This window comes from Streptomyces sp. JJ66 (assembly GCF_019303495.1).
Taxonomy (GTDB): Bacteria; Actinomycetota; Actinomycetes; order Streptomycetales; family Streptomycetaceae; genus Streptomyces.
In genome coordinates this window covers 20,277-45,411 of sequence record NZ_JAEVFI010000024.1, presented here as the reverse complement: position 1 = coordinate 45,411, position 25,135 = coordinate 20,277, and the positions used below count along the sequence as shown (strand labels likewise).

Genomic DNA, 25,135 nt, shown 5'->3' with positions numbered 1-25,135 from the left:
CCGTGCCGCCCCGGCCCCAGCGCGTCAGCGCAACCCCGGTGTCAGCGCGACCGCTTGGCCAGGCGCTCGACGTCGAGCAGGATCACCGCGCGGGCCTCCAGCCGCAGCCAGCCACGGCTGGCGAAGTCGGCCAGTGCCTTGTTCACCGTCTCGCGGGAGGCGCCGACGAGCTGTGCCAGCTCCTCCTGGGTCAGGTCGTGCACGACGTGGATGCCCTCCTCGGACTGCACGCCGAACCGGCGCGAGAGGTCCAGCAGGGCCTTGGCGACGCGGCCGGGCACGTCGGAGAAGACCAGGTCGGACATCGAGTCGTTGGTGCGGCGCAGACGGCGGGCGACGGCGCGCAGCAGGGCGGAGGCCACCTCGGGCCGCACGTTCAGCCAGGGCTGGAGGTCACCGTGGCCCAGGCCCAGCAGCTTGACCTCGGTGAGCGCGCTGGCCGTGGCCGTGCGCGGACCGGGGTCGAACAGGGACAGCTCGCCGATCAGCTCGCCGGGGCCGAGGACGGCCAGCATGTTCTCGCGCCCGTCCGGCGAGCTGCGGTGCAGCTTGACCTTGCCTTCGGTGACGACGTAGAGCCGGTCACCCGGGTCCCCCTCGTGGAACAGGGCCTCGCCGCGGGCCAGGGTCGTCTCGGTCATGGAGGCGCGCAGCTCAGCCGCCTGCTCCTCATCGAGCGCCGCGAAGAGCGGGGCGCGCCGCAGAACGTCGTCCACGAGTCTTCTCCTTGTCGGCCTGCGCATGAGGGTACGGGCCCCATGATGCCGGACGTGCGAAACAGTGCGATCGCTCACAAGTTTGACGCACCCCCTCTTCCCAGTGTGCGGCAGGGGGCCGGTCGGGCCGGGATTATCCGAGGTCCGGCCCGAATGTCGGCGCGTCCCCTTACGCTGGCCGGGTGGCAGGCAGCTCAGGAGGAGCACAGGAGAAAGGGGCCGGACGGGTGAGCGCTGGCGAGGATTCCGCCGTGGGCGAACAGCGGCCCGCACGCCGGACGGATGTGACGCCCAAGGCGGTGCGCGGGGCGCGGCCGCGCAAGGGCGAGACGCGGCTCGGCATGGTGCGCCGGGCCCGCCGTATCAACCGCGAGCTGGCGGAGGTCTACTACTACGCCCATCCGGAGCTGGATTTCGAGAACCCGTTCCAGCTCCTGGTCGCCACGGTGCTGTCCGCCCAGACGACCGACCTGCGGGTCAACCAGACGACGCCCGCCCTGTTCGCGGCCTACCCCACGCCCGAGGAGATGGCGGCGGCCGATCCCGAGAAACTGGAGGAGCTGATCCGGCCCACCGGCTTCTTCCGCAACAAGGCGAAGTCCCTGACCGGCCTGTCCACCGCGCTGCGCGACCGCTTCGGCGGTGAGGTGCCGGGGAAGCTGGAGGATCTCGTCAGCCTGCCCGGCGTCGGCCGCAAGACCGCCTTCGTCGTCCTCGGCAACGCGTTCGGACGCCCCGGGCTCACCGTGGACACGCACTTCGGCCGCCTGGTGCGCCGCTGGAAACTCACCGAGCAGACGGACCCGGACCGGGTCGAGGCCGAGATCGCCGAGATCATCCCCAAGAGCGAGTGGACGGACTTCTCGCACCGCACGATCTTCCACGGCCGCCGCATCTGCCACTCCCGCCGCCCGGCCTGCGGTGCCTGCCCGATCGCGGAGCTGTGCCCGGCCTACGGCGAGGGCGAGACGGACCCTCAGAAGGCGAAGAAGCTGCTCAAGTACGAGATGGGCGGCCAGCCCGGCCAGCGCCTGAACCCCCCGGCCGACTACCCGGGCCGCCCCGCTCCGCCGCTGGGCACGCCGTGAGGGTCCCCCGGCCGGACGGCGCGGCCGCCGCGTCCGTCGCCGTCAGCACCGACGGCCTGCCCGCGTGGCTGACGCCGCTGGCGGCGGCCACCGACACGGTGCTGCCCGAGCAGCTCAGCCGCTTCCTGCCGCCGCCCACCGGGGGGCGGCCCTCCGCCGTGCTCGTCCTGTTCGGCGAGGCCCGGGGCGCCGACGGGGCGCCCGGCCCCGAACTGCTGCTGACGGAGCGTGCCGGGAACCTGCGCGCGCACGCCGGGCAGCCGTCCTTCCCCGGCGGCGCGCTCGACCCGGAGGACGGCGACCCGCGGGGGGAGGGTCCACTGCGGGCCGCGCTGCGCGAGTCCGAGGAGGAAACCGGGCTTGACCCGGCGGGCGTGCAGGTCTTCGGGGTGCTCCCGCGCCTGTACATCCCGGTGAGCGACTTCGTCGTCACGCCCGTGCTCGGCTGGTGGCGCGAGCGGACACCGGTGCAGGCGGTGGACATGGGGGAGACGGCGCGGGTGTTCACCGTGCCCGTCGCTGAACTGGCCGATCCCGCCAACCGGGGCACGGCACTGCACCCCAGCGGCTACCGAGGCCCTTGCTTCCAGGTGGCGGACGCACTGGTGTGGGGTTTCACCGCCGGGATCATCGACCGTCTCCTGCACTTCGCCGGCTGGGAGCGCCCCTGGGACCACAGCCGTGGCATACCGCTGGACTGGCACGCCTGACGGCCCCGCCGCCGGTCCCGCGCCGTACCGGCCGCACGTTCCGCGTCCGCCCCGGTCCCGCGATGCGCGGGGCGCTGATGGTGCTTACGGTGCTGCTGATGTGCCCCAACGCGACGAGCGCGGTGAGCGAACGAGAGTCCGAAGCCAACCGAACGGAGCGGCTGTGAGCCCCCTGATACGGCGACCGAGGCGTAGGTGACACGGTGAACGTGCTGGACCTCCTGCTGGTGCTGGCGGCCGTGTGGTTCGCCCTCATCGGCTACCGCCAGGGATTCGTCGTCGGCGTGCTGTCCGTGGCGGGCTTCCTGGGCGGCGGGCTGGCCGCCGTCATGGTGCTGCCGCCGCTGTGGAAGGAACTGAGCGGCGGCGCCTCGGCGGGGACCCCGCAGGCGGTGGCGGCCGTGGTGCTCGTCGTGGTGTGCGCCTGCGTCGGGCAGGCGCTGACCACCCACCTGGGCAACCGGCTGCGGGCGCACATCACCTGGTCACCGGCGCGGGTGGTGGACGCGACGGGCGGCGCGCTGGTCAACGTCGTGGCCATGCTGTTCGTCGCCTGGCTGGTCGGCTCGCTGCTCGCGGCTACCACGCTCAACACCGTGGGCCGCGAGGTGCGGGCCTCCAGCGTGCTGCACGGCGTCTCGCAGGCCATGCCGGGCCAGGCGGGCACCTGGTTCACCGACTTCACCTCCGTGCTCGCGCGGGGCGGCTTCCCGCAGGTGTTCTCGCCGTTCACCAACGAGCCCATCACCAGCGTCCCGGAGCCGGACCCGGAGCTGGCGGGCAGCCCGGCCGTCGCCCGCGCCCGGGAGTCCATCGTCAAGATCACCGGGACGGCGGCGAGCTGCGCCAAGTCGCTGGAGGGCAGCGGGTTCGTCTTCCACCGCGAGCGCGTGATGACGAACGCGCATGTCGTCGGCGGGGTGGAGGAGCCCACGGTGCAGGTCGGCGGGGAGGGGCGGCTCTACGACGCCCAGATCGTGCTCTACGACTGGGAACGCGACATCGCCGTGCTCGACGTCCCCGGCCTCGACGCGGCCCCGCTCCCGCTGGCCGAGGGCGACGCCACCACCGGCGACGGCGCGATCGTCGCGGGCTTCCCCGAAAACGGCGGCTTCGACGCCCGCTCAGCCCGCGTGCGCGGCCGGGTGCAGGCCGACGGGCCCGACATCTACCACCGTGGCATGGTGCGCCGTGACGTCTACTCACTGCGCACGATCGTGCGGCAGGGCAACTCCGGCGGCCCGCTGCTGACGCCGGAGGGCGCGGTGTACGGCGTCATCTTCGCCAAGTCGCTGGACGACGCCAACACCGGGTACGCGCTGACGCTGGACGAGGTGCGCGAGGACATCACCCGTGGCCGGGCGGCGGGGCGCCCCGTGGACACCCAGAGCTGCGCGATGTAGCCACCCGCCCGGCGGAGCCGTGCGGACCAGCGCCACGAACGCCAACACCGGCGTGCTCAGTTCCGGCGGGATAGGGCGAGCCGCGCAGGCGCTAGCGGTGCCGCAGCCGCGCGCCCATCCAGCGGGCGCGGCGGCCCAGGAGGTGCGGGATGCCGATGCGTGGGTCCCGCACCACACCGGGCGCGCCACGGAGCGGCCGGGGATGCGAACCGGCGCCGCGAGAGGGGATGTTGCGGGACACGTCACGTTGGTCGTATGTCCAACCCATACCCCGCACTCTGCCCGTCGTCCAAGGTCGATAACCGTACGAGGCGCACACAAGCGGAGTAGGCGTCAGGCACCTGTGCGGATGGGCGCGGCCGGGTGGGCGCTCGCCGTCAGCGGTCCGGCTCGGGGTCCTTCAGCCAGTCCGTCAGCTCGGTGGTGAACGCGGCCGGATCCTCCTCGTGCGGGAAGTGGCCGAGGCCCTCGAACAGGCGCCAGCGGTAAGGGGCCTCGACGTACTGGCCGGAGCCCGCCGCGCTGCGGGTGCGCAGCACCGGGTCGAGCGAGCCGTGCAGATGCAGCGTCGGCACCCGCACCGGGCGCTTCATCCGCCGGTAGAACTGGACGCCGTCGGGCCGCGCGAGCGAGCGGACCAGCCAGCGGTACGGCTCCACCGAGCAGTGCGCCGTGGACGGGATGCACATGGCCTGCTGGTAGGTGCGCACGGCGTCGTCGTCGAACGCCTCGGGCAGTCGCGGCCCGGACCACTCGTGGATCAGCCGCCCCACCAGCGCGCCGTCGTCGGCGACGAGTTGCCGCTCGGGCACCCACGGGCGCTGGAAGCCCCAGATGTGCGAGCCCGCCGCCGTCTGCCGCATGTCCCGCAGCATCGCCGAGCGCCAGCGCCGCGGGTGCGGCATGGAGACGACGGCCAGGCGGCGGATCAGTTTGGGCCGCATCACGGCGGCCGTCCAGGCGAGGTAGCCGCCGAGGTCGTGGCCGACGAGGGCGGCGTCCGGCTCGCCCAGGGAACGGATGACGCCGGTGATGTCCAGCGCCAGGTTCGCCGGGTCGTATCCGCGCGGGGTGCGGTCGCTGCCCCCGACGCCGCGCAGGTCCATCGCGACGGCGCGGTAACCGGCGTCGGCCAGCGCCGTCAGCTGGTGCCGCCAGGTCCACCAGAACTGCGGGAAGCCGTGCACCAGCAGCACCAGCGGTCCGTCGCCGAGTTCGGCGATGTGGAAGCGGGCGCCGTTGGCGGCGACGTCCCGGTGCGTCCAGGGACCGTCCAGCGCGGGAACAGGCGACGCGGGGACGGACGGTGCGGGGACGGACGAGAGGGGGACGGGCGGTGCGGGGACGCCGGGGGCGCCGGGCGGGTCGGCGGCGGGGGTGGTCATGGGAGCAGTCTGTCACCAGACAGCGGTCTTCTTCCCCGGTTCGCCCCTGGGCCGCTCATGCCCCCTGGGCCGCTCATACCCCGCCGGGGTTCGTGCCCGTGGGCAGCGCCTGCTCGTCCTTCACCATGGCGACCGCCCGGGGCTCTCGCGCGGGACGTGGGTGAGGCTTGGCGTTCGACAGCACGGCGGCGGTCTTCTTGGTGGAGGCGATCGTCTCCTGGGGCGGCTGGATCTTCCGCAGCAGCGAGCGGGCGATCAGCCCGCACACCACGGCGAACAGGAGCATCAGCCCGCCGACGATGGCCAGCGCCACCGCCAGCGGGATCTTCCACCAGGCGTGGAGCCAGTAGGCGAGGGCGAAGCTGAAGACGGGCAGCGAGAAGAGCGCGAGCACGCCCGCGACGACGATGGCGCCGGTGCCCGCGATGCCCCGGGTGACGGACGCCTTCATCTCCGTCTTGGCCAGTGCGATCTCCTCGTGCACCAGCGCCGACAGATCCGACGAGGCCGAGGCGACCAACTGGCCGAGGCTGCGGCCGTCCCGCGCTCCGCCGTCCTGGGCTCCGCTCATGGCTCACTCCCTTGACTGTGCTGACTCGTTCCGTGGGGCGTCTTCCGGCTTCCCGGCGCGCGCCACGTTACCCGGGGGCACCCCGTTCCCCGCGATCACCGGCAGACGGGGCGCCCAGCGTAGCGGGCACGCGCGAAGGGCGCCGAAGCTGCCACGCTCCGGCGCCCTTCCCCGTCCCGAACCGGGTCAGTCTTCGCTGGCCGCGTTCGGTAGCTGGTCCTGGATCAGCCGCATCACCGAGGAGTCGGTCAGGGTGGTGACGTCACCCAGCTCGCGGTGCTCCGCGACATCGCGCAGCAGGCGCCGCATGATCTTGCCCGAGCGCGTCTTCGGCAGCTCCGCGACGGGCAGGATGCGCCGGGGCTTGGCGATCGGACCCAGCTGCTGGGCGACGTGCGCGCGCAGCTCCTCCGTCAGCCCCCCGCTCTCGGCCACCGAGCCGCGCAGAATGACGAAGGCGCAGATGGCCTGCGTCGTCTGCGGGTCCGTCGCGCCGACGACGGCGGCCTCCGCGACGGAGGGGTGGGAGACGAGTGCTGACTCCACCTCCGTGGTGGAGATGTTGTGCCCGGAGACGAGCATGACGTCGTCCACCCGGCCCAGCAGCCACACATCCCCGTCCTCGTCCTTCTTCGCCCCGTCACCGGCGAAGTAGCGGTCCGGGAAGCGGGACCAGTAGGTGTCCAGGTAGCGCTGGTCATCGCCCCAGATCGTGCGCAGCATCGACGGCCACGGCTCGGTCAGCACCAGGTAGCCGCCGCTGCCGTCCGGCACCTCGTGTCCGTCGTCGTCCACCACCGTCGCGGCGATGCCGGGCAACGGCACCTGGGCCGACCCGGGCTTGGTGGCGGTGACCCCGGGCAGCGGGCTGATCATCATGCCGCCGGTCTCCGTCTGCCACCAGGTGTCCACGATCGGCGTACGGCCGCCGCCGATGTGCTCGCGGTACCAGATCCACGCCTCCGGGTTGATCGGCTCGCCGACGGAGCCCAGCAGGCGCAGCCTGGACAGGTCGAACGCCTCGGGGATGTCGTCGCCCCACTTCATGGCGGCCCGGATCGCGGTGGGCGCGGTGTAGAAGAGCGTGACGCCGTACTTCTCCGCGATCTCCCACCAGCGTCCCTTGTGCGGGGTGTCCGGCGTCCCCTCGTACATGACCTGGGTGGCGCCGTTGGCCAGCGGGCCGTAGACGATGTAGGAGTGGCCGGTCACCCAGCCGATGTCGGCCGAGCACCAGAACACGTCCGACTCCGGCTTGAGGTCGAAGACGGCGTGGTGGGTGTAGGCGACCTGGGTGAGGTAGCCGCCGCTGGTGTGCAGGATGCCCTTCGGCTTGCCCGTGGTGCCCGAGGTGTAGAGGATGAACAGCGGCTGCTCGGCGCCGAACGCCTGCGGCGTGTGCTGGTCGCTCTGCTGGCTGACGACCTCGTGCCACCACAGGTCCCGGCCCTCGGTCCAGGCGACGTCCTGCCCGGTGCGGCGCACGACGAGTACCGAGCGCACGTTCTGGGTACCGGGACGCGTCAGCGCCTCGTCAACGGCTGGCTTCAGCGCGTTGGGCGCGCCCTTGCGGTAGCCGCCGTCGGCGGTGATGACGACGCGGGCGTCGGCGTCCTCGATGCGGGTGGCCAGCGCGTCGGCCGAGAAGCCGCCGAAGACCACCGAGTGCGGGGCGCCGATGCGGGCACAGGCCAGCATGGCGACGACCGCCTCCGGGATCATCGGCAGGTAGATCGCCACCCGGTCCCCGGCCGCGACGCCCAGTTCGGTGAGCGCGTTCGCGGCCTGGCACACCTCGCGCTGGAGGTCGGTGTAGGTGAGCGTGCGGGTGTCGCCGGGCTCGCCCTCGAAGTGGATCGCGACCCGGTCGCCGTGCCCGGCCTCCACGTGCCGGTCCACGCAGTTGTAGGCGACGTTGAGCGTGCCGTCCTGGAACCACTTGGCGAACGGGGGGTTGGACCAGTCGAGCGTCTCGGTCGGCTCGGTAGCCCAGGTGAGCCTGCGGGCCTGCTCAGCCCAGAACCCGAGCCGGTCCGCGCGGGCGCGCTCGTAGGCATCGGCGGTCACGTTGGCGTGCGCGGCCAGCTCGGCCGGGGGTTCGAAGCGGCGTTCCTCCTTCAAAAGGTTCGCCAAGCTCTCAGTGCTCACGGCATCCGCCTTTCCCGGTGTCTGGCTGTGTCTGAGCTCATACCTCAGCAGCTTGGCAGGGGGCGTGACAAGGGTTCTCAGGCATGTGGTGTAGACCTTTCGCGGTACGCGGCTACTTCGGGTGCACCGGGGTGAACAGCGGCGGCGTCGCGCGGTCCGAGGCGTCCGACGCGTCCAGGACGTAGGTCTGCGCGTCACCGACGTGGAAGTACATGCCGTGCAGCTCCAGCGAGCCCTCGGCCACCCGCTGGGCCACCGGTTCGTGGGCGCGCAGGTGCTCCAGCTGCTGGACGACGTTGGCCAGGCACAGCGCCTCCACCTCGTCGGCCGCCTCCCGGTCCGCCAGCCGGGGTGCCGGGCGCACGCCCGACGCCAGGCGCGCCACGCTCGGCTGGCCGTGCCGCAGCCAGCGGGTGAGCGCCTGCGGCAGCGCGTCGCCCGGCGCCTGGCCCCGGCTGGCGTGCAGCGCCTGCATCGCGCCGCAGCCGGAGTGGCCGCACACGGTGATGGCGCCGACCTCCAGCACGTGTACGGCGTACTCGATGGCCGCCGCCACGGAGTGGTCGCCCCCGTCCTCGCCCGGCAGCGGCACCAGGTTGCCGATGTTGCGCACGGTGAAGAGGTCACCTGGGCCGCTGGAGGTGATCATGCTGGTCACCAGGCGGGAGTCCGCGCAGGTGAGGAACAGGTGCGAGGGTTGCTGGCCGTCCCGGGCCAGGCGGGCCAGCTCCTCGCGCACCAGGGGGGCGGTGTGCCGCTGGAAGTTCCGCACCCCGCCGAGCAGCTGTCCGCGCCGGCCCCCACGCGCGTCGCCGGGGGCGGGGTCCCCGGCCGCCTGGGTGGCCGGGGACCCGTCGTCCGCCACGGGCTCGGGCCGGGTGCACTGGTGGTTGCGCCACGGCGTCCACGGCGTGCAGTGGTGGGCGGTGCTGGGCTCGGCGATGCGCACCCCGGCCCGGCCGGAAATCTCCGCCCGGCCGCCGTGCGCCTCGTGGGCGGTGCGCCAGTCCTGCAGCGTCTCGTAGGCGGCGTGGTCCATGAACGAGCCGTCCAGCTCGACGTGGGCGCGGCTGCCGTGCGGAACCTGGCCCAGGGTGCGGCTGAGCCGGGGCACGGCCAGGAACGTCAGCTGGCCGCGCACCAGCACCCGGTGTGTCCCCCCGCCCTCCCCGTCGCCGGGCGGCGCGTACGCGATCCGGGTGTGCGCCAGCCGGTGCAGCGCGACGCCGACGGCCACCGCGATGCCGATGCCCACACCCTCCAGCACGCCGAGGAACACCACGCCCAGCGTCGTCGCCACGTACACCAGTGCCTCGCGGTGCCGCGTCACGGTGCGGATGTGCGTGATGTTGACCATCTGTACGCCGACGACCATGACCAGCGCCGCGAGCGCCGCCAGCGGAATCAGCTCCAGCGGCCCCACCAGCAGCAGCGTGGCCAGCGCGACCCAGCAGCCGTGCAGCATGGCCGAGCGGGGGCTGACGGCGCCCGCGCGCACGTTCGCGGTGCTGCGCACGGCGACGCCGGTGACGGGCAGCCCGCCCAGCGCGCCGCACAGGACGTTGGCGGCGCCCTGGCCGCGCAGTTCGCGGTCGAGGTCGGCACGCGGGATCGGCGGCTCGCCGGTGCGCTGGACGCGGGCGGCGGCCAGCTTGTCGATCGCGATGGCGGACAGTAGTGACTCCACGCTCGCCACCAGCGTGATCGTCAGCACCGCGGCCAGCAGCCCGAGCACGGGGCCCTCGGGGAGGGAGGGCAGCGCGTGACTGCTCCAGGACGGCAGGTCCACGCGCGGCAGGTCGAGCGCGGCGAGCGCGGCGAAGCCGGTGGCCAGGACGACGGCGACCAGCGGTGCGGGCGCGGTGCGCAGCACCTGCCCGAACCGGCCGCGCAGCCGGGGCCACAGCAGCAGCACGCCGACGGTCAGCACGCTGACCGAGAGCGCGGCGGGGTGCAGGTGCGTCAGCTGGTGTGGCAGCTCGGCCACGTTGGCGATGACGGAACTCTCCGGGCTCCCGCCGAGCACGATGTGCAGCTGGGCGATGGCGATCGTGACGCCGATGCCCGCGAGCATTCCGTGCACGATCGCGGGGCTGACCATCAGCGCCGAGCGGGCCACCCGGAACCGGGAGAGCGCCAGCTGGGTGAGCCCGGCCAGGACGGTGATCGCGCAGGTCGTCCGCCAGCCGTGGGCCTGGATCAGGTCGGCCACGACGACCGTCAGCCCGGCGGCCGGGCCGCTGACCTGGAGCGGGGCGCCGCCGAACCGGCCGACGACGATGCCGGCCACGGCCGCGGAGACGAGACCGGCCTGGAGCGGCGCCCCGGTGGCCAGCGCGATGCCCAGGGACAGCGGCAGGGCCACCAGGAACACGGTGATGGAGGCCGAGAGGTCCGCTCCCCAGCGCCCGCGGGGTGCCCGGGGCGCGGAAGCACTCGCGGTGCGCCCGCCGGGGGGTTCGGCGGTGTGGTCGGCGGTGCGTGCGGCGGTGCGGACGCCGGTGGCCGGGCTGGGCTGGCCGCTGTCCAGGACGGGGACGCCGGGGCTGGGGGCGTCCGCCGGGGCGGCTGGCGCGGTGGAGGCGGCCGTCGGGGAGGGGGAGCGCGGGGTGCCGGTGCCGGGCGGGCCGGCGGAGGGGGGCGTGGAAGCGCAGTCGGACATCGATCCCTCTTCGTCTCGGTCACGGCAGGGGGCCGGGCGCGCCCCCCTGCCCCGGCCGCACCGGGCCACTGAGCAGGGGAAACGCACACCGGCGCCCCGCCAGACGGGGGTCACGGTGTGTGCAGGACTGATTACTACCAAGGAATGGTAAACGGCGCGTAATGCCAGGTAAAGCCGATGCCTGTCTTTCACGGAGATCGGCCCGCAGCATTCCTCCCTTTGAGTGAAGCTCGCACCGAAGTCTGTTTGTCATATCAATACTTCAATCACACTGTGCGACCTTTTGTGTACGCGGTGCGCGGGACGCGCGGAGCGGGACGGGGCGCGCCGCGAGCGAAGGCGCCGAGTGGAGAGGTGAGCGATGGCGGACGCACGGAAGCGCTGCGGTGGGGCGGCGGCAGTGATCGCGACGACGGTCCTGGTGGCCGGGTGCGGCGGCGCGGCGGACGACGCCGGGGACACCAGCGGCAAGAGCCGGACGGGGGCAAAGGCGGCCGCGCCCGAGGTACCCCGGGTGATCGGTGACGGCTCCACCGCCTTCACCGGAGCGCAGCCCCACCAGCCCAAGGTGACCCGGCTGGACCCCGGGGAACGTCCGCCCCAGTTCGTGGTCTTCTCCTGGGACGGCGCCGGCGAGGACGACAAGCAGCTCTTCTCCCGCTTCCGCGAGATCGGCCGCGAGCACGACGCGCACATGACGTACTTCCTCAGCGGCATCTACCTGCTGCCCGAGGACGAGGCCCACCGCTACGCCCCGCCCGGGCGTTCACCCGGTGCCTCCGACATCGGCTACCTGAAGGACGAGAACGTCCGCGCCACGCTGGAGCAGGTGCGCGGCGCCTGGCGCGACGGCAGCGAGATCGGCACCCACTACAACGGCCACTTCTGCGGGCCCACCGGCGTCGCGAGCTGGTCGGAGGCTGACTGGAAGAGCGAGATCCAGCAGGCCAAGTGGTTCGTCACCCACTGGAAGACAACAACCGGGTGGAAGGATGCGAAGCCGCTGCCGTTCGACTACGAGCGCGAGCTGATCGGCGGCCGCACCCCCTGCCTGGAGGGCCGGGAGAACCTGGTCAAGGCCGCCCGCGACGTCGGTTTCCGCTACGACTCCAGCGGCATCGGGCAGCAGGTGTGGCCGGAGAAGGAACACGGGCTGTGGGACATCCCGCTCCAGCTCGTGCCGATGCCGGGCCGCAAGCTGGAAACACTGTCGATGGACTACAACTTCATGGTCAACCAGTCAGGCCCCGGCAGCGGCGATCCGGCGATGTGGCCGCGGTGGGAGCGGCAGATGCGGGACGGTCTGCTCCAGGGCTTCGAGCGCGCCTACCACGGCAACCGGGCGCCGCTCATCATCGGAAACCACTTCAACGGGTGGAACGGCGGCATCTACATGAGCGCCGTCGAGGACGTCATCAAGACCGTGTGCGGGCAGGACGAGGTGCGGTGCGTGTCGTTCCGTCAGCTCGTGGACTGGCTCGACGCGCAGGACCCAGCCGTCCTGGAGAAGCTGCGCACGCTCGGGGTGGGTGAGGAGCCGGCCCAGGGGTGGCAGGCGTTCCTCGCGGCCCCGGCGGCTGCCGAACCGGCCCGGGAGCCGGAGGGCGCCTGACCGGCTTCCGGCACGGCTGCGGCCCGACGGCGCACCGCGCGCACCGTCGGGCCGCAGCGCATGCCCGGCGCGCTGGTCGGGGCGCCCGGCGCGCTGGTCAGGCGCCCGGCGTGCTGCTCACGCGGGTTGCGGAGCGCTCGGGGTGCGAGGTCCCACGACCTCGCGGGGCTCCTCGCGGAGGACGAAGTCCGGGTCCACCTGGGCCGCGAGGTCCGTCCCCGTGCGCGCGTTGCCCCAGCTCTCGGCGTTGCGCAGGTGGAAGTGGACCATCTGCCGGGTGTACCGCTCCCAGTCCCGCCGTTCGTAGGCGGCGTCGGCCGTCGCGTACAGCGTCTCCAGCGCCTGCCGGTTGACGTCCTCCAGCGCGGCGAGCGGCTGCGGGCGGCCCTTTTCCATCGCGCGCACCCAGGGAGAGTGGCCGACGGTCACCAACAGGTCGTCACCGACCTCGGCGCGCAGGAACTCCAGATCGTCCGGCCCTTCCACCTTGTTGCCGACGACCTTCAGCGGCACCCCGAAGTCGCGGGCGTACTCGCGGTACTGGCGGTAGACGGCGACGCCCTTGCGCGTGGGCTCGGCGACGAGGAACGTCATGTCGAACCGCGTGAACAGACCGGAGGCGAAGGAGTCGGAACCAGCCGTCATATCGACGACGACGTACTCCCCGCGCCCGTCCACCAGGTGGTTCAGGCACAGCTCCACGGCACCCACCTTGGAGTGATAGCAGGCGACGCCGAGGTCCGCCTCGGTGAACGGGCCGGTGACCAGCAGCCGCACCTCGCCGCCGTCGAGGGTGAGGGCGCGCGCGCAGGCGTCGTAGACCGGATTGTCCTCGGTAACGCGCAGCAGGCGCGACCCGGCGCCGGGCGGCGTCGTCTTGATCATCGCCTCGGCGCCGCTGATCCGCGGGTTGGTGCCGCGCAGGTACTCCTTGATGAGCGGCAGCTGGGCGCCCATCGGGGGCAGCGCGGCGGACTGAGCCTCTTCCAGGCCGAGCGCCGCCCCGAGGTGCTGGTTGATGTCGGCGTCCACGGCGATGACCGGGGCGCGGCGGGCGGCGAGGTGACGGATGAACAGGGAGGACAGGGTCGTCTTGCCGCTGCCGCCCTTGCCAACGAAAGCGATCTTCATGTTCAAAAGCGTAGGGGTGCTGCGCGGCGGCTCGTGCCGAAGTCGGTAGCCGAGTGAAGAAGACCACCCGTTCGTGGGCCGCCTGCCGCACGGGGCCCGGGCCTGGGTGCGTAGGGTCTCTACTCATGAGTACGAGTCGTGACGCGCTGGCGCCGCTCGCCGCGCTGCCCGGCATCGACGCCGCCGTCGCGTCGATGCGCAAGACGGTGGACCGGGTGTACGGGCACCGGGTGATGCGGCGGCGCAGTACGGAGGTCACCGCCGAGGCGGTGCTGCGCGGGGCCCGTGCCTCGGCCGCGCTCGCCGGGGCGGACTGGGCGCTGGAAGAGGTGCGGCGGCGCACGGACTTCAGCTCCGACGCGCAGGCCCGGACGATGGGCGCGGCGCTGCGGGTCACGGCGGAGGCCGGTCAGCTGTTGCCGATCTGGCGGCAGTCGCCGTTGCGGGTCCTGGCCCGGCTGCACCTGGTGGCGGCCTCCGGAGCGGCCGACGAGGAGGCGGTCGGCCGGCCCCGGCGCGCGGGCGAGCCGGTGGACGAGCCGGGCGTCCCGTTGCCGCTGCCCGACGCCGCCGAGGTCTCCGCCCGGCTCGACGGCCTCGCTGACGTCATCGTGACCGGCTCCTCGGCGCCCGCGCTGGTGACAGCGGCGGTCGTGCACGGAGAACTGCTGGAGCTGCGGCCCTTCGGCTCGTACAACGGCCTCATCGCCCGCGCGGCGGAACGCATCGTCCTCGTCGGCAGCGGGCTGGACCCGAAGTCCATCTGCCCGGCGGAGGTCGGCCACGCGGAGGAGGACGCCGACGCCTACCGGCGCGCGCTGACCGGGTACGCGGAGGGCACGCCCGAGGGCATGGCCGGGTGGATCAACCACTGTGGGCGGGCGGTCGAGCTGGGCGCCCGGGAGTCCACGGCCGTCTGCGAGGCGTTGCAGCGCGGCGCGGCCTGACCGGGCCCGGGCGGAGCGTCAGGGCGCCCGGGTGTCCGCTTTGGTGATGTTTGAAGGAGAAAGTAAAGAACTGACGCAGGGCTTCCGCTTCGCCCGCGCCGGGGGTACAAAGGACTTAACGGCCCGCGAGACCAGCGGAGATCCGAGAGGATCACCGTTTAGTACCAAGGCCCCACGGACCGAAGCATGGTCATCCAGAACCCACGCGACGCCGACCCGTCGATTACGGGCCTACCGCATCAGCAGGCGGGCAAAGACTCCGCCCTGATCGGGCATATCGAGCACGCACTGGTAACTGGGTGAACATGCCAGCGGCGGCCCTGCTCCCCGGAGCGGGACCGCCGCAACCGTGTGCGCTCCCGCCGTTGTGCTGGCTGCCCCGCCCGTCAGGCTCTCAGCGCCCGCCGGCGGCTGGTGTACCAGACCAGTCCGGCCGTCGCCGCGGCCGCGCCCAGCGCCGCCGCGGCGAGCACCGGCCCGGAGGGCATGGACAGCTGTGGCAGCCGCTGCCGCAGCCGCACCTGACGCGAGAAGGCCAGCACCGGCCACTCCCGGGCCGCCGCCTCCCGGCGCAGCGCGCGGTCGGGATTGACGGCGTGCGGGTGGCCGACGGCCGCCAGCATCGGCAGATCGGTGGCTGAGTCGGAGTAGGCGTAGCAGCGGGAGAGGTCATACCCCTCGGACGCCGCCAGCTCGGCTATGGCTTCCGCCTTCGTGGGGCCGTAGGCGTAGTACTCCACCTCGCCGGTGTAGCGGCCTTCCTCCACCACCATGCGCGTCGCCACCACGCGGTCCGCGCCGAGCAGTTCGCCGATCGGCTCGACCACCTCGGCCCCGGAGGTGGAGACGATGACCACGTCCCGCCCGGCGAGGTGGTGCCGCTCGATCAGCGAGGCGGCCTCGTCGTAGATGATCGGGTCGATGATGTCGTGCAGCGTCTCGGCGACGATGTCCTTGACCTGCTCCACGTCCCAGCCCTGGCACAGGGCGGACAGGTAGGTGCGCATCCGCTCGATCTGCTCATGGTCCGCGCGGCCGATGAGAAAGATGAACTGCGTGTAAGCGGAGCGCAGCACAGCGCGCCGATTCATCAGCCCGCCCCGGTAGAAGGACTTACCGAAGGTAAGCGCGCTCGACTTCGCAATGACCGTCTTGTCCAGGTCGAAGAAGGCGGCGGTGCGCGGCAGCGAGGTGTTTTCCACGAGGGAGAGGATAGAGGGACACCATTCGGCGTAGGCTGTGGCGTGTGGGTTTGCCTGAGAGGCCTCTCGGGTACACCATGGAAGTCACGGATCGTTCGCGACCGTGCTAACCCGGTTCGACTCCTCCCCCCCCGAGTCGACCGAGGAAGACGACCCCCGCTCTCCCCCCCGGCGGGGGTCGTCGCATGTCCGGGGGTGTTTTCGCGCTGGGACATCGCGATCTCTCCGTTCCGCGGGTCAGTCGTGGCCGCAGTGCGCCACCCATCAAACACGTAACCGAACGTAATCGGTGTGCTGCGCTGTGCCCGTCACCGAGAAGTGTGGCGGAGTTATTCACAGGTGGAGAGTTCTCCACAGATTTGGGCCAAGATCCCCGAAATTCTCCCGGCTTCCGCACGGTGATTGCGCAAGCGCCTTCCGTGTCGAGTTCGCGGAGGCGAGAGCGCTGAAGCCGGAAGGGGAGAGACCGATGGCCGAAACACACCGTGAACCAGTCCTGATCCTCACGGAGGACGCACCGCTACTCGACGATCTGCTGCGGCTGTGTGCGGCCGCGGGCGCGGAGGCCGAGGTGGCACACGGCGCACCGGTCGGCGAGGCCCGGTGGCGCACGGCCCCGCTGGTCCTGGTGGGGGGCGACAGGGCGGACTGGCTGCGGGGCGCTCCGGGCCGCCCGCCGCGCCGGCCGGGCGTGCTCCTGATCGGGCGGGATCTGGACGACCACGGGATCTGGGAACGCGGCATCCGCATCGGCGCCGAGCAGGTGGTCTTCCTGCCCGACTCCGAGGCGTGGCTGGCCGGGCGCATCGCCGACGCTACCGAGGGCGTGGCGGAACCGGCGCTCACGGTCGGCGTGGTCGGCGGTCGCGGGGGCGCGGGCGCCTCCACCCTGGCCTGTGCCCTGGCGGTCACCGCAGCCCGCAGCGGCCGGCGCACGGTGCTGGTGGACGGTGACCCGCTCGGCGGCGGGCTCGACGTCCTGCTGGGCGGCGAGGCCGCGGAAGGGCTGCGCTGGCCCGCGTTCACCGGCTCCTGCGGCCGCCTCGGCGCCGTCGCCCTGGAGGAGTCCCTTCCGCTGCTGCACGGCGTGCGCGTGCTCAGCTGGGACCGGGCGGCTCCGGCGGCACCGGGTCCGGAGGCGATGCACTCGGTGCTGGCAGCTACCCGGCGGCGCGGTGGGCTCGTCGTGGTGGACGTGCCGCGCGGGGTGGACGCACCGACTGCTCAGGCGTGGGCCCAGGCCGATGTGGGCCTGCTGGTCGTCCCGGCCGAACTGCGCGCGCTCGCCGCGTCCGGGCGGCTGGCGTCCCGGCTCTCGCTGGCCGTGCGCGATGTGCGCGCCGTGGTACGCGGGCCGTTCACCCCGGGGCTGGACGGCGCCGAGATCGCCCGGCTGCTCGGGGTGCCGCTGGCCGGTGAACTCCCGGCCGAACGCGGGCTGTCGGCGGCTGTGGACAGCGGGGTACCGCCCGGAGCGGCGCCGGGCAGCCCGCTCGCCCGCTTCTGCGCCGCCTTCCTCCAGCACGCCCTGCCCGTCGGCGGCCAAGGGAGCGTGGCGGCATGAGCACGCTGACGGCGGCGGTGGGCGGTACCCAGGCGGCTCCCGCCCCCACGCCACCGCCCGCCCTGCCGTCCCCCGAACTGGTGGACGCCGTACGGCTGCGGCTCGCCGAGTCCGGGAGCGAACCGACGCCCGCCCGGGTGGCCGCCGCGCTCCGGGCCCAGGGGCGGCTGCTGGGGGACAGCGCGGTGCTCGGCATCGTCGCCGCCCTGCGCTCGGAGCTGGTCGGCACCGGCCCGCTCGAACCCCTGCTGGCCGACCAGGCGGTGACCGACGTCCTGGTCAACGGCCCCGCCGACGTCTGGGTGGATCGCGGCCACGGGCTGGAGCGCACCGCCGTCCGCTTCCCCGACGCGGGCGCCGTGCGCCGCCTCGCCCAGCGCCTGGCCGCCGCCGCGGGGCGCCGGCTGGACGACGCGTGTCCCTGGGCCGACGCCCGGCTGCCCGACGGCACCCGCCTGCACGCCGTCCTGCCGCCCGTCGCCGTAGGCGCGCCCTTCCTGTCGCTGCGGGTGGCCCGGCCTCGCGCCTTCCACCTGGCCGAGCTGGTGGCCGCCGGCACGCTGCCGCCCGGCGGGGACCGGCTGCTGCGCGCCGTGGTGGAAGCCCGGCTGTCCTTCGTGGTCTCCGGCGGCACCGGTTCCGGCAAGACGACGCTGCTGAGCACTCTGCTCTCGCTGGTGGGCGACGGTGAGCGGATCGTCCTCGCCGAGGACTCGGCGGAGCTGCGTCCCGCCCACCCGCACGTCCTGCGGCTGGAGGCCCGCCCAGCCAACCAGGAGGGAGCTGGCCTGGTCAGGCTGCGCGATCTGGTGCGCCAGGCGCTGCGCATGCGTCCCGACCGGCTGGTGGTCGGCGAGGTGCGCGGCGAGGAAGTCGCCGACCTCCTCGCCGCCCTGAACACCGGTCACGAAGGCGGCTGCGGCACCGTCCACGCCAACGCGGCCAGTGACGTACCGGCGCGGCTGGAGGCGCTGGGCATGACGGCCGGGCTCGACCGGGCTGCCCTGCACAGCCAGCTCGCCGCCGCGCTGGCGCTCGTCGTCCACCTCACCCGTGGGCGGTCCGGGCGGCGCCGGGTGGCCGAGATCCACGTGCTGGAGCGGGATACCGCCGGGTTCGTGCACACCGTTCCGGCAGCCCTGTGGGGCGCGGAGGGGTTCGTTCCGGCGGCGGGCTGGGCGCGGCTGCGGGAGCTGTGCGAGCGCGGCGGGGGCGCGCTGTGACGGGGCCGGGCGGCGCACCCGCTCCCGTCTACGCGGCGCTGGTCTGCCTGGGGGCGGCAGCCTGGCTGGTCGGCGGCCTGGGCACTCCCGCGCGGCGCGCTCGCCTGCTGCTCGCCGGAGCCACCGGGACGGCGGACCATGCCATGCCCGGCACGCGGTCGGCGCTTGGCGGCCGGCCTCCGCCGCGCTGGTGGAGGCATCCGCCGCCTTGGTGGGGAGGCGTCAGGCGGCGGGTGGGGCCGCACTGGCTCGCGGTTCCGGCCGGCGCGGTGCTCGCCGTGCTCGGCGGCTCGGTCCTGCCGGTGCTCGCCGGTGTCGCCGTCGCACCGCTGCTCGGACGCCGGTTGGCGCGCCGTGCGGCGGGCAGGGCGGCCGAGCGGCGGGCTGCGGCCGTGGTGGAGCTGTGCGCCTCCGTCGCCGCCGAACTGCGCGCGGGCCGCCAGCCGGAGCAGGCACTCGGCGCGGCGGGTGTGGGTGCCGCACTCGGTGACGCGGGCGCGGCGGTGCTGGCCGCGGCCCGCTTCGGCGGAGACGTCCCCGCCGCCCTGCACCGGGCCGCGCGGCAGCCGGGTGCCGAGGGGCTGACCGGGGTCGCGGCCTGCTGGCGGGTCGCCGCCTACGGAGGCGCCGGGCTCGCCGACGGGCTTGACCGCGTGGCCGAGGCGCTGCGCGGCGAGCAGGGCCAACGGGAGGAGTTGCGCGCCCAACTGGCCGGGCCGCAGGCCACAGCGGTGGCGCTGGCCCTGCTCCCGGTCCTCGGGCTGCTGCTGGGCACCGCGATGGGCGCGGAGCCCCTGCGGTTCCTGCTGCACTCCCCGGCGGGCTGGGCGGTTTCTGTCGCCGCCGCCCTGCTGGAGTGGGCGGGGCTGGCATGGACAGGGCACCTCGTCCGCACCGCCGAGGGCGCGCGCCCGCTGCCACGGAAGGAGCGGGCCGATGGCGCCTGACACCATGCACAGCCTGTGGACGGCCGCTGTCCTGGCCGTCGCCGCGGCTCTGGCAGCGGCCCGGTTGCGCACGCACCGCGCGTCGCGCGCCGTACGCCGGCGCCGTCGCACCGTCCTGGGATCGGTTGCCCCCGCGAGCCGCCCCGCCCCCGGGCGCCGCGTCACCATCCCGGCCTCCGCCCAGGACGCCGGGGTGGCGGCCGGCGCCGGAACCCTGGCGTTCCTCCTGGTCGGCGGGAGGGTGGGAACGCTGGCCGGACTCGCCGCGGCCTGCGCCATGTGGTGGTGGCTGCGGGTGCGCAGGGCGGGCGCCGACCAGCGGGCCGACGCCGCGCTGGAGCAGGCCGTCACCGGGCAGCTCCCGCTGACCGCCCAACTGCTGGCCGCCTGCCTGGCCGCCGGTTCCAGCCCGGCAGAGGCCGCCCGGGCCGTCGGTTCCTGTCTCGGCGGCCCGCTGGGGGACCGGCTGCTGCGCACGTGCGACGAACTCCGGCTGGGCGCGGAACCGGTGCGGGCCTGGGCCCGGCTGGCGGAACTGCCCGCGGCCACCGCGCTGGCCCGGTGCCTGGAACGGGCCCACGGCTCCGGTGCTCCGGCCGTGGATCAGGTCGAGCGGCTGGCAGCCGAGTGCCGGGCGCGTTCGGCCCGCGCGGCGCAGGCACGCGCCCGCCGGGCCGGAGTGCTCGTCACCGGCCCGCTGGCCCTGTGCTTCCTGCCCGCCTTCCTCCTCGCCGGCGTCACTCCGGTGATCGTCGGCCTCGGTCGCTCCCTGCTGTGACCGGGCCGCCCCACACACCTACCGCACCACACCACACCACACCACACCACACCACACCACACCACATCACATCACTGAGAACTCGAAAGAACGGGAGACCCACCATGGTGACGAAGATTTGGCACCTGACGCGCACGCTGCCGCTGGCGCGGACGCCCCTCGCCAGGGGTGTGCTGCGCGGCCTCCGGCGCGACGAGGGGATGTCAACGGCGGAATACGCGGTCGGGACCATCGCGGCGTGTGGCTTCGCGGCGGTCTTGTACCAGGTAGTGACAAGTGAACCGGTCAGCTCGGCCATGCGGCAACTGGTGGAAAGGGCGCTCAGTGCGAGCTTCTGAGCGGCGAGCCGCCGAGCGTCGCCGCACCGGGCGGCGCTCGGCGGACGACCGGGAACACGACAGGGGCCAAGCCACGGCCGAGATGGCGGCTGTGGTGCCCACCCTGGCCCTCCTGGTCAGCGTCCTGATCTGGGGCCTCCTCGCCGCCGGGGCGCAGATCCAGTGCATGGACGCCGCGCGGGCCGCCGCCCGTGCGGCGGCCCGCGCCGAACCCCCGGGCGTCGCGGTGGCCGCCGCCCGCTCGGTGGCGCCGGAGGGCGCCAAGGTGAGGGTGGAACGCGAGGGTGAGCGGGTGCGGGTGCGGGTGACGGCCCGCTCCACTGGCCCAGGACCCCTGTCCGTCGGCGTGCGGGGAGAGGCGGTGGCCCATGTGGAAGACGGCGTTCCGGGGCGCTGACCGGGGCTCGGCGACGGTGTGGGCGGTGGCGTGTGCCGCGCTGCTGTGCACCCTGTTCGGTGGCGTGCTCGCCCTGGGCCAGGTCGTCGCCGCCCGCCACCGGGCCGCGGCCGCCGCCGACCTGGCCGCACTGGCCGCCGCCGACCACGCCCGGCACGGCCAGCGCCGGGCCTGCGCGGCGGCCGAAGCGGTGGCCCGGGCGCAGGGGGCCGACATCGTGCGGTGCGCGGTGCGGCTGCTGGTCGCCGACCTCACCGCACGGGCGAGCTGGGGGCCGTACGACGTGCGGGTCCGGGCCCGCGCCGGGCCCGCCTCACTCCCCGCCGGTGTCCCGCAGCAGCTCCGTCAGCAGGCGGACCGCGCCGCGCTTGTGCAGCGGATCGTTGCCGTTGCCGCACTTGGGGGACTGAATGCACGAGGGGCAGCCGCTCTCGCACTCGCACGAGGCGATCGCCTCCCGGGTGGCGGTCAGCCACTCCCGCGCGGTGTGGAAGGCGCGCTCGGCGAACCCGGCACCGCCGGGGTGGCCGTCGTAGACGAACACGGTGGGCAGCAGGGTGTCGGCGTGCAGGGGCACCGAGACGCCGCCGATGTCCCACCGGTCGCAGGTGGCGAACAGTGGCAGCATGCCGATCGACGCGTGCTCGGCGGCGTGCAGCGCCCCGCCGAGGATCTCCGGGGTGATACGCGCGGCCGCCAGCTGGTCCTCGGTGACCGTCCACCACACGGCGCGGGTGCGCAGGGTGCGCGGCGGCAGGTCCAGCCTGCTCTCGCCCAGCACCTCACCGGTGATCAGCCTCCGGCGCAGATAGGAAACCACCTGGTTGGTGACCTCCACCGAGCCGAACGCCAGCCGCCCGGCCCCCCACGGCACCTCGGTATCCGTCTCCAGCACCGTGATCGCGGTGGTGTCGCGGGCCATGGTGCTCCACGGCGGGCTGGCCTCCTCCACCAGCGCGACGGGCCCGCCCGCCTCTTCGTCCAGCTCCAGCTGCCGCACCACGTAGGAGCGGCCCTGGTGCAGGTGGACGGCGCCTTCGTGCACGGTGTTGTGCGCGGCGGCGGCGTCCACCGTGCCCAGCAGCCGTCCGGTGCCTTCTTCCACGACCTGCACGGGGCGTCCGCCCTGCCCCCGGATGTCGGTGAGGTCGGCGGCCCGGCGGCGGCTGGTCCAGTACCAGGCGGCACCCCGGTGGCGCAGCAGCCTGCGCTGCTCCAGCTGCGGTATGAGCCCGGCGGCGGCCGGGGAGAACAGCGCGAGGTCCGCCTCGGTCAGGGGCAGCTCGGCCGCGGCGGCGCACAGGTGCGGCGCGAGCACATACGGGTTGTCCGGGTCGAGCACGGTGGACTCGACGGGCTGGCGGAAGACCGCCTCGGGATGGTGGACGAGGTAGGTGTCCAGCGGGTCGTCGCGCGCCACCAGGACCGCGAGCGCGCCCTGCCCCCGGCGCCCGGCGCGCCCGGCCTGCTGCCACAGGGAGGCACGGGTCCCGGGGTAGCCCGCCAGCAGCACGGCGTCCAGCCCGGAGACGTCCATGCCCAGCTCCAGCGCGGTGGTCGCCGCCAGGCCCAGCAGCTCACCCGAGTGCAGCGCCCGCTCCAGCGCGCGCCGCTCCTCGGGCAGGTAGCCGCCCCGGTAGGCCGCTACCCGGCCGGGCAGCGCGCGGTCCACTTCCGCGAGCCGCTCCCGCGCCAGCACGGCGATCAGCTCCGCCGCGCGCCGGGAGCGCACGAACGCGACGGTGCGCACGCCCCCGGCGGTGAGGTCGGTGAGCAGTTCGGCCGTCTCGGCGGTGGCCGTGCGCCGCACCGGGGCGCCGCGTTCACCGCGCAGCTCCGTCAGCGGCGGCTCCCACAGCGCGAACACCAGCTCCCCGCGCGGAGAGGCGTCGTCGGTGATCTCGCTGACCGGAAGCCCGGTCAGCCGGGACGCGGCCCGCCCCGGCTCGGCGGCCGTCGCCGAGGCGAGCAGGAACGCCGGCTCGGCCCCGTACCGCGCGGCCACCCGGCGCAGTCGGCGCAGCACATGCGCGACGTGGGAGCCGAACACACCGCGATAGGTGTGGCATTCGTCCACCACGACGTAGCGCAGCGCCCGCAGGAAGGAGGCCCAGCGGGGGTGCCCGGGCAGGATGCCCCGGTGCAGCATGTCCGGATTGGTGAGCACGTAGGTGGCGTACTGCCGCACCCACTCCCGCTCCTGCGGCGGCGTGTCTCCGTCGTAGACGGCGGGCCGCACCGCGGTGCCCAGCGGGGCGGCCAGCTCGGCCAGCGCCCGCCGCTGGTCGGCGGCCAGGGCCTTCGTCGGCGACAGGTACAGCGCGGTGGCCCCGCGTCCGCCAGGTTGTCCGGCGCCGTCCAGCAGGGCGCTCAGCACCGGCACCGCGTAGGCGAGTGACTTGCCCGACGCCGTCCCGGTGGCCACCACGACCGACTCACCCCGCAGCGCCCGCTCGGCGGTCCGCGCCTGGTGTTCCCACGGCCGCCCGATACCGGCCGCCTCCACCGCGGCGACCACTTCCGGCCGAATCTCCGCAGGCCAGCGCGCATGACGTCCGGCACGAGGGGGCAAGTGCTCCGTATGGGTGATGCGTGCGGAGCGTCGCGCCCCGGCGGTGAGCTGCTGAAGCACTGTCCGGGGCGGAGTTGAGGCGGCGGCCGACGCCGTGGAGGGTGGGCGCCGCCTGCCGGGTGATCCCTCGGAGCGCGGGTCGGAGTTGCTGGCCATCGGCCCGAGTGTGTCACTGGCGCGACGGACAATGGCGGCAAGGCGTCGTGCACGCTGGGACTGAAGTGATTGAATGCCCTTGCGGCTGCCGATTCCATGGGGGGCGACCGCTCGCTAGCAAGCTGCTGGAGGAGATCCGTGGACCTGTCCTTGTCGACCCGGACTGTCGGTGATCGCACGATCGTCGACGTTGGCGGCGAGATTGATGTGTACACCGCTCCCAAGCTGCGCGAGCAGCTCGTGGAGCTGGTGAATGATGGAAACTTCCACCTTGTGGTGGACATGGAGCGCGTCGAGTTCCTCGACTCCACCGGTCTCGGTGTGCTGGTCGGTGGGCTCAAGCGGGTGCGGGCCCACGAGGGCTCGCTGCGCCTGGTGTGCAACCAGGAGCGCATCCTGAAGATCTTCCGGATCACCGGTCTGACCAAGGTGTTTCCCATTCACAACTCGGTCGACGAGGCCGTCGCGGCCACCGACTGACGTGACTTCATCCGGCCCCGGGCGGTCCTGCCCGGGGCCCCGTCCGGGGCCGGGCACCGCGTTCGCCGCCCCGGTACGAGTACCCGTACGACCTGGCAGGGGGATGGCATGGCCACCGTCGAACTGCGTTTCAGCGCGCTTCCAGAGCACGTACGGACGGCGCGTCTCGTCGCAGCCGCGGTCGCCCGCCGCGCCGGGGTGGACGAGGCGGTGCTCGACGAGGTGCGCCTGGCCGTCGGTGAGGCGTGCAGTCGTGCGGTGGGCCTGCACCAGAGCAGTGGTCTTCAGTCACCGGTGCGAGTCGCGCTGATCGAGGACGAGAAGTCGTTCTCCATCGAGGTCGGGGACGACGCCACCGCGCCGAAGGCCGCCACAGCCCCTTCCGTGCCCGGGTCCGTTCCCGGCGCACGCGGCCAGGAAGCGGCCGCCCCAGGCGCGGCCGCCCCGGGGTCGGCTGAACCGGACGTGGACATGGGCCTGGCCGTCATCAGCGGCCTGGTGGACGACGTGGAGGTCACCGCGAACGAGCACGGCGGGCTCATCCGCATGTCCTGGCCCACGGCCACCGCGGCCGTCCTGCCGTAGCCCCGGCGCCGTCTTGTCACAGCCCGGCGCCGTCCCGCCGTAGCCTCGCCGGAGTCCGGCGCGGGCGCCCGGAGCCGCGTGCCGCACCCCGCTCGTCGCTCCCTGTCCACTCGCCCGCGCATCACCGCATGTGCGCGCCTCCGCGACGAAGCCCCCGCGCACGTCGGGCCCCTGACGCCCGCTGTCCTTCCGCTGACGCCCGGCGTCCTTCCGCGCCGTCAGGGCCCGCACGGCTGCCGGTTCTTCCTCCCCCGTCCGAACGCGCCTCCGGCGCTGTCGCCGTGCGGCGCGGCCCGGTGCTCCGCGCCCTCTGCTTCCTCGCGGCGTCCGCAGCCGCGCGAACCTGCCCCCTCACGTGCTGATCGCAGCCGTTGAACTGGCGATAAACCATGAACTGAAGATCATTTATTGGGATCACTTTACCGGCGTCATCTCCTTCGCCCCCTTCCTCCTTGTGAGCGAATTCTCAAGCTGCGCCACCTTTTGATCTTCGCTGGTGCAGGTTAATTCCCGTTACCGC

At 73.7% G+C, this 25,135-nt stretch carries 22 protein-coding genes and 2 pseudogenes; 15 read left to right on the top strand and 9 right to left on the bottom strand.

Going from position 1 to position 25,135, the window contains the following annotated elements; genetic code table 11:
• Positions 1–41: 41 nt before the first annotated feature.
• Positions 42–716: a Crp/Fnr family transcriptional regulator gene (locus JJV70_RS17180; protein ID WP_219048882.1), complete on the bottom strand. Its 675-nt coding sequence runs from the start codon at positions 714–716 to the stop codon at positions 42–44.
• A 341-nt stretch (positions 717–1,057) separates the two neighbouring features.
• On the opposite strand from JJV70_RS17180, the gene nth reads away from it, so the two are divergent.
• The 3 genes from nth to JJV70_RS17165 all read left to right on the top strand — a co-directional run bounded on the left by nth (position 1,058) and on the right by JJV70_RS17165 (position 3,917).
• Entirely contained in the window at positions 1,058–1,804 is a 747-nt protein-coding gene (gene nth, locus JJV70_RS17175) for an endonuclease III (protein ID WP_257574111.1), read from the top strand.
• Positions 1,801–2,514, top strand: coding sequence for a CoA pyrophosphatase (locus tag JJV70_RS17170; RefSeq protein ID WP_219048880.1), 714 nt, complete (start codon positions 1,801–1,803; stop codon positions 2,512–2,514). The genes nth and JJV70_RS17170 overlap by 4 nt, the downstream gene beginning before the upstream one ends.
• A gap of 203 nt (positions 2,515–2,717) precedes the next feature.
• Positions 2,718–3,917 carry a MarP family serine protease gene (locus JJV70_RS17165; protein WP_219048879.1) on the top strand — a complete coding sequence of 400 codons (1,200 nt, stop codon included), beginning with the start codon at positions 2,718–2,720 and terminating at the stop codon, positions 3,915–3,917.
• Positions 3,918–4,008: 91 nt separating this feature from the next.
• On the opposite strand, the gene JJV70_RS17160 is transcribed toward JJV70_RS17165, so the two are convergent.
• The 5 genes from JJV70_RS17160 to JJV70_RS17140 all read right to left on the bottom strand — a co-directional run bounded on the left by JJV70_RS17160 (position 4,009) and on the right by JJV70_RS17140 (position 10,683).
• Positions 4,009–4,185 (bottom strand): hypothetical protein, encoded by a 177-nt coding sequence (locus JJV70_RS17160; RefSeq protein ID WP_219048878.1) that lies wholly within the window; start codon positions 4,183–4,185, stop codon positions 4,009–4,011.
• A gap of 109 nt (positions 4,186–4,294) precedes the next feature.
• Entirely contained in the window at positions 4,295–5,302 is a 1,008-nt protein-coding gene (locus JJV70_RS17155) for an alpha/beta fold hydrolase (RefSeq protein ID WP_257574101.1), read from the bottom strand.
• Positions 5,303–5,375: 73 nt separating this feature from the next.
• Entirely contained in the window at positions 5,376–5,873 is a 498-nt protein-coding gene (locus JJV70_RS17150; protein ID WP_219048877.1) for a phage holin family protein, read from the bottom strand.
• A 186-nt stretch (positions 5,874–6,059) separates the two neighbouring features.
• Positions 6,060–8,021: an acetate--CoA ligase gene (gene acs / locus JJV70_RS17145; RefSeq protein ID WP_219048876.1), complete on the bottom strand. Its 1,962-nt coding sequence runs from the start codon at positions 8,019–8,021 to the stop codon at positions 6,060–6,062.
• Positions 8,022–8,133: 112 nt separating this feature from the next.
• Positions 8,134–10,683: a bifunctional SulP family inorganic anion transporter/carbonic anhydrase gene (locus JJV70_RS17140; protein WP_219048875.1), complete on the bottom strand. Its 2,550-nt coding sequence runs from the start codon at positions 10,681–10,683 to the stop codon at positions 8,134–8,136.
• A gap of 361 nt (positions 10,684–11,044) precedes the next feature.
• Between JJV70_RS17140 and JJV70_RS17135 the strand changes: the two genes are divergently transcribed.
• Positions 11,045–12,295, top strand: a complete 1,251-nt coding sequence (locus JJV70_RS17135) for a hypothetical protein (protein WP_219048874.1) — start codon at positions 11,045–11,047, stop codon at positions 12,293–12,295.
• 117 nt (positions 12,296–12,412) lie between these two features.
• Here the strand turns inward: JJV70_RS17135 and JJV70_RS17130 are convergent, their stop codons facing one another.
• Complete coding sequence (locus tag JJV70_RS17130) at positions 12,413–13,426, bottom strand: ATP-binding protein (RefSeq protein ID WP_219048873.1); 1,014 nt, start codon at positions 13,424–13,426, stop codon at positions 12,413–12,415.
• A gap of 125 nt (positions 13,427–13,551) precedes the next feature.
• Here JJV70_RS17130 and JJV70_RS17125 point away from each other — a divergent pair, with 125 nt between their 5' ends.
• Positions 13,552–14,373 (top strand): oxidoreductase, encoded by an 822-nt coding sequence (locus tag JJV70_RS17125; protein ID WP_219048872.1) that lies wholly within the window; start codon positions 13,552–13,554, stop codon positions 14,371–14,373.
• 386 nt (positions 14,374–14,759) lie between these two features.
• On the opposite strand, the gene JJV70_RS17120 is transcribed toward JJV70_RS17125, so the two are convergent.
• A complete protein-coding gene (locus tag JJV70_RS17120; protein ID WP_219048894.1) occupies positions 14,760–15,587 on the bottom strand; it encodes an HAD family hydrolase in 828 nt (275 codons plus the stop codon).
• Positions 15,588–16,044: 457 nt separating this feature from the next.
• On the opposite strand from JJV70_RS17120, the gene ssd reads away from it, so the two are divergent.
• The 7 genes and pseudogenes from ssd to JJV70_RS17085 form a co-directional block, all read left to right on the top strand.
• Entirely contained in the window at positions 16,045–17,139 is a 1,095-nt protein-coding gene (ssd, locus tag JJV70_RS17115) for a septum site-determining protein Ssd (protein WP_219048871.1), read from the top strand.
• Positions 17,136–18,362 carry a TadA family conjugal transfer-associated ATPase gene (locus JJV70_RS17110; RefSeq protein ID WP_219048870.1) on the top strand — a complete coding sequence of 409 codons (1,227 nt, stop codon included), beginning with the start codon at positions 17,136–17,138 and terminating at the stop codon, positions 18,360–18,362. Before ssd ends, JJV70_RS17110 begins: the two co-directional genes overlap by 4 nt.
• Before the next feature lie 233 nt (positions 18,363–18,595).
• Positions 18,596–19,309, top strand: a complete 714-nt coding sequence (locus tag JJV70_RS17105; RefSeq protein ID WP_308294866.1) for a type II secretion system F family protein — start codon at positions 18,596–18,598, stop codon at positions 19,307–19,309.
• Positions 19,299–20,087 carry a type II secretion system F family protein gene (locus JJV70_RS17100; RefSeq protein ID WP_219048868.1) on the top strand — a complete coding sequence of 263 codons (789 nt, stop codon included), beginning with the start codon at positions 19,299–19,301 and terminating at the stop codon, positions 20,085–20,087. Before JJV70_RS17105 ends, JJV70_RS17100 begins: the two co-directional genes overlap by 11 nt.
• Positions 20,088–20,191: 104 nt before the next feature.
• The gene (locus JJV70_RS17095) at positions 20,192–20,425 is read left to right on the top strand and encodes a DUF4244 domain-containing protein (protein ID WP_219048867.1); all 234 of its coding nucleotides are present in this window, start codon (positions 20,192–20,194) and stop codon (positions 20,423–20,425) included.
• Positions 20,412–20,822 carry a TadE family type IV pilus minor pilin gene (locus JJV70_RS17090; RefSeq protein WP_308294865.1) on the top strand — a complete coding sequence of 137 codons (411 nt, stop codon included), beginning with the start codon at positions 20,412–20,414 and terminating at the stop codon, positions 20,820–20,822. Before JJV70_RS17095 ends, JJV70_RS17090 begins: the two co-directional genes overlap by 14 nt.
• Positions 20,794–21,072: pseudogene (locus JJV70_RS17085) on the top strand (Rv3654c family TadE-like protein); the annotation flags it as partial. The gene JJV70_RS17090 and the pseudogene JJV70_RS17085, both read left to right, overlap by 29 nt.
• 63 nt (positions 21,073–21,135) lie before the next feature.
• Here JJV70_RS17085 and JJV70_RS17080 read toward each other — a convergent pair.
• Positions 21,136–23,648: pseudogene (locus JJV70_RS17080) on the bottom strand (DEAD/DEAH box helicase).
• 40 nt (positions 23,649–23,688) lie between these two features.
• Between JJV70_RS17080 and JJV70_RS17075 the strand changes: the two are divergent.
• The 3 genes from JJV70_RS17075 to JJV70_RS22880 all read left to right on the top strand — a co-directional run bounded on the left by JJV70_RS17075 (position 23,689) and on the right by JJV70_RS22880 (position 25,102).
• Complete coding sequence (locus tag JJV70_RS17075) at positions 23,689–24,030, top strand: STAS domain-containing protein (protein WP_191209393.1); 342 nt, start codon at positions 23,689–23,691, stop codon at positions 24,028–24,030.
• 108 nt (positions 24,031–24,138) lie between these two features.
• Positions 24,139–24,615, top strand: a complete 477-nt coding sequence (locus JJV70_RS17070) for an ATP-binding protein (RefSeq protein WP_219048866.1) — start codon at positions 24,139–24,141, stop codon at positions 24,613–24,615.
• A 355-nt stretch (positions 24,616–24,970) separates the two neighbouring features.
• Positions 24,971–25,102, top strand: a complete 132-nt coding sequence (locus JJV70_RS22880) for a hypothetical protein (RefSeq protein ID WP_257574100.1) — start codon at positions 24,971–24,973, stop codon at positions 25,100–25,102.
• Positions 25,103–25,135: the final 33 nt, after the last annotated feature.

What these genes read in the sequence shown, in the direction of transcription:
- JJV70_RS17135 (WP_219048874.1), top strand. Translation starts at nt 11,045, where the DNA reads ATGGCGGACGCACGGAAGCGCTGCGGTGGGGCGGCGGCAGTGATCGCG.
- JJV70_RS17160 (WP_219048878.1), bottom strand. Translation starts at nt 4,185, where the DNA reads ATGGGTTGGACATACGACCAACGTGACGTGTCCCGCAACATCCCCTCT.
- JJV70_RS17095 (WP_219048867.1), top strand. Translation starts at nt 20,192, where the DNA reads ATGGTGACGAAGATTTGGCACCTGACGCGCACGCTGCCGCTGGCGCGG.
- JJV70_RS17125 (WP_219048872.1), top strand. Translation starts at nt 13,552, where the DNA reads ATGAGTACGAGTCGTGACGCGCTGGCGCCGCTCGCCGCGCTGCCCGGC.
- JJV70_RS17140 (WP_219048875.1), bottom strand. Translation starts at nt 10,683, where the DNA reads ATGTCCGACTGCGCTTCCACGCCCCCCTCCGCCGGCCCGCCCGGCACC.
- JJV70_RS17070 (WP_219048866.1), top strand. Translation starts at nt 24,139, where the DNA reads ATGGCCACCGTCGAACTGCGTTTCAGCGCGCTTCCAGAGCACGTACGG.
- JJV70_RS17130 (WP_219048873.1), bottom strand. Translation starts at nt 13,426, where the DNA reads ATGAAGATCGCTTTCGTTGGCAAGGGCGGCAGCGGCAAGACGACCCTG.
- JJV70_RS17155 (WP_257574101.1), bottom strand. Translation starts at nt 5,302, where the DNA reads ATGACCACCCCCGCCGCCGACCCGCCCGGCGCCCCCGGCGTCCCCGCA.
- JJV70_RS17150 (WP_219048877.1), bottom strand. Translation starts at nt 5,873, where the DNA reads ATGAGCGGAGCCCAGGACGGCGGAGCGCGGGACGGCCGCAGCCTCGGC.
- JJV70_RS17110 (WP_219048870.1), top strand. Translation starts at nt 17,136, where the DNA reads ATGAGCACGCTGACGGCGGCGGTGGGCGGTACCCAGGCGGCTCCCGCC.
- ssd (WP_219048871.1), top strand. Translation starts at nt 16,045, where the DNA reads ATGGCCGAAACACACCGTGAACCAGTCCTGATCCTCACGGAGGACGCA.
- JJV70_RS17100 (WP_219048868.1), top strand. Translation starts at nt 19,299, where the DNA reads ATGGCGCCTGACACCATGCACAGCCTGTGGACGGCCGCTGTCCTGGCC.
- nth (WP_257574111.1), top strand. Translation starts at nt 1,058, where the DNA reads ATGGTGCGCCGGGCCCGCCGTATCAACCGCGAGCTGGCGGAGGTCTAC.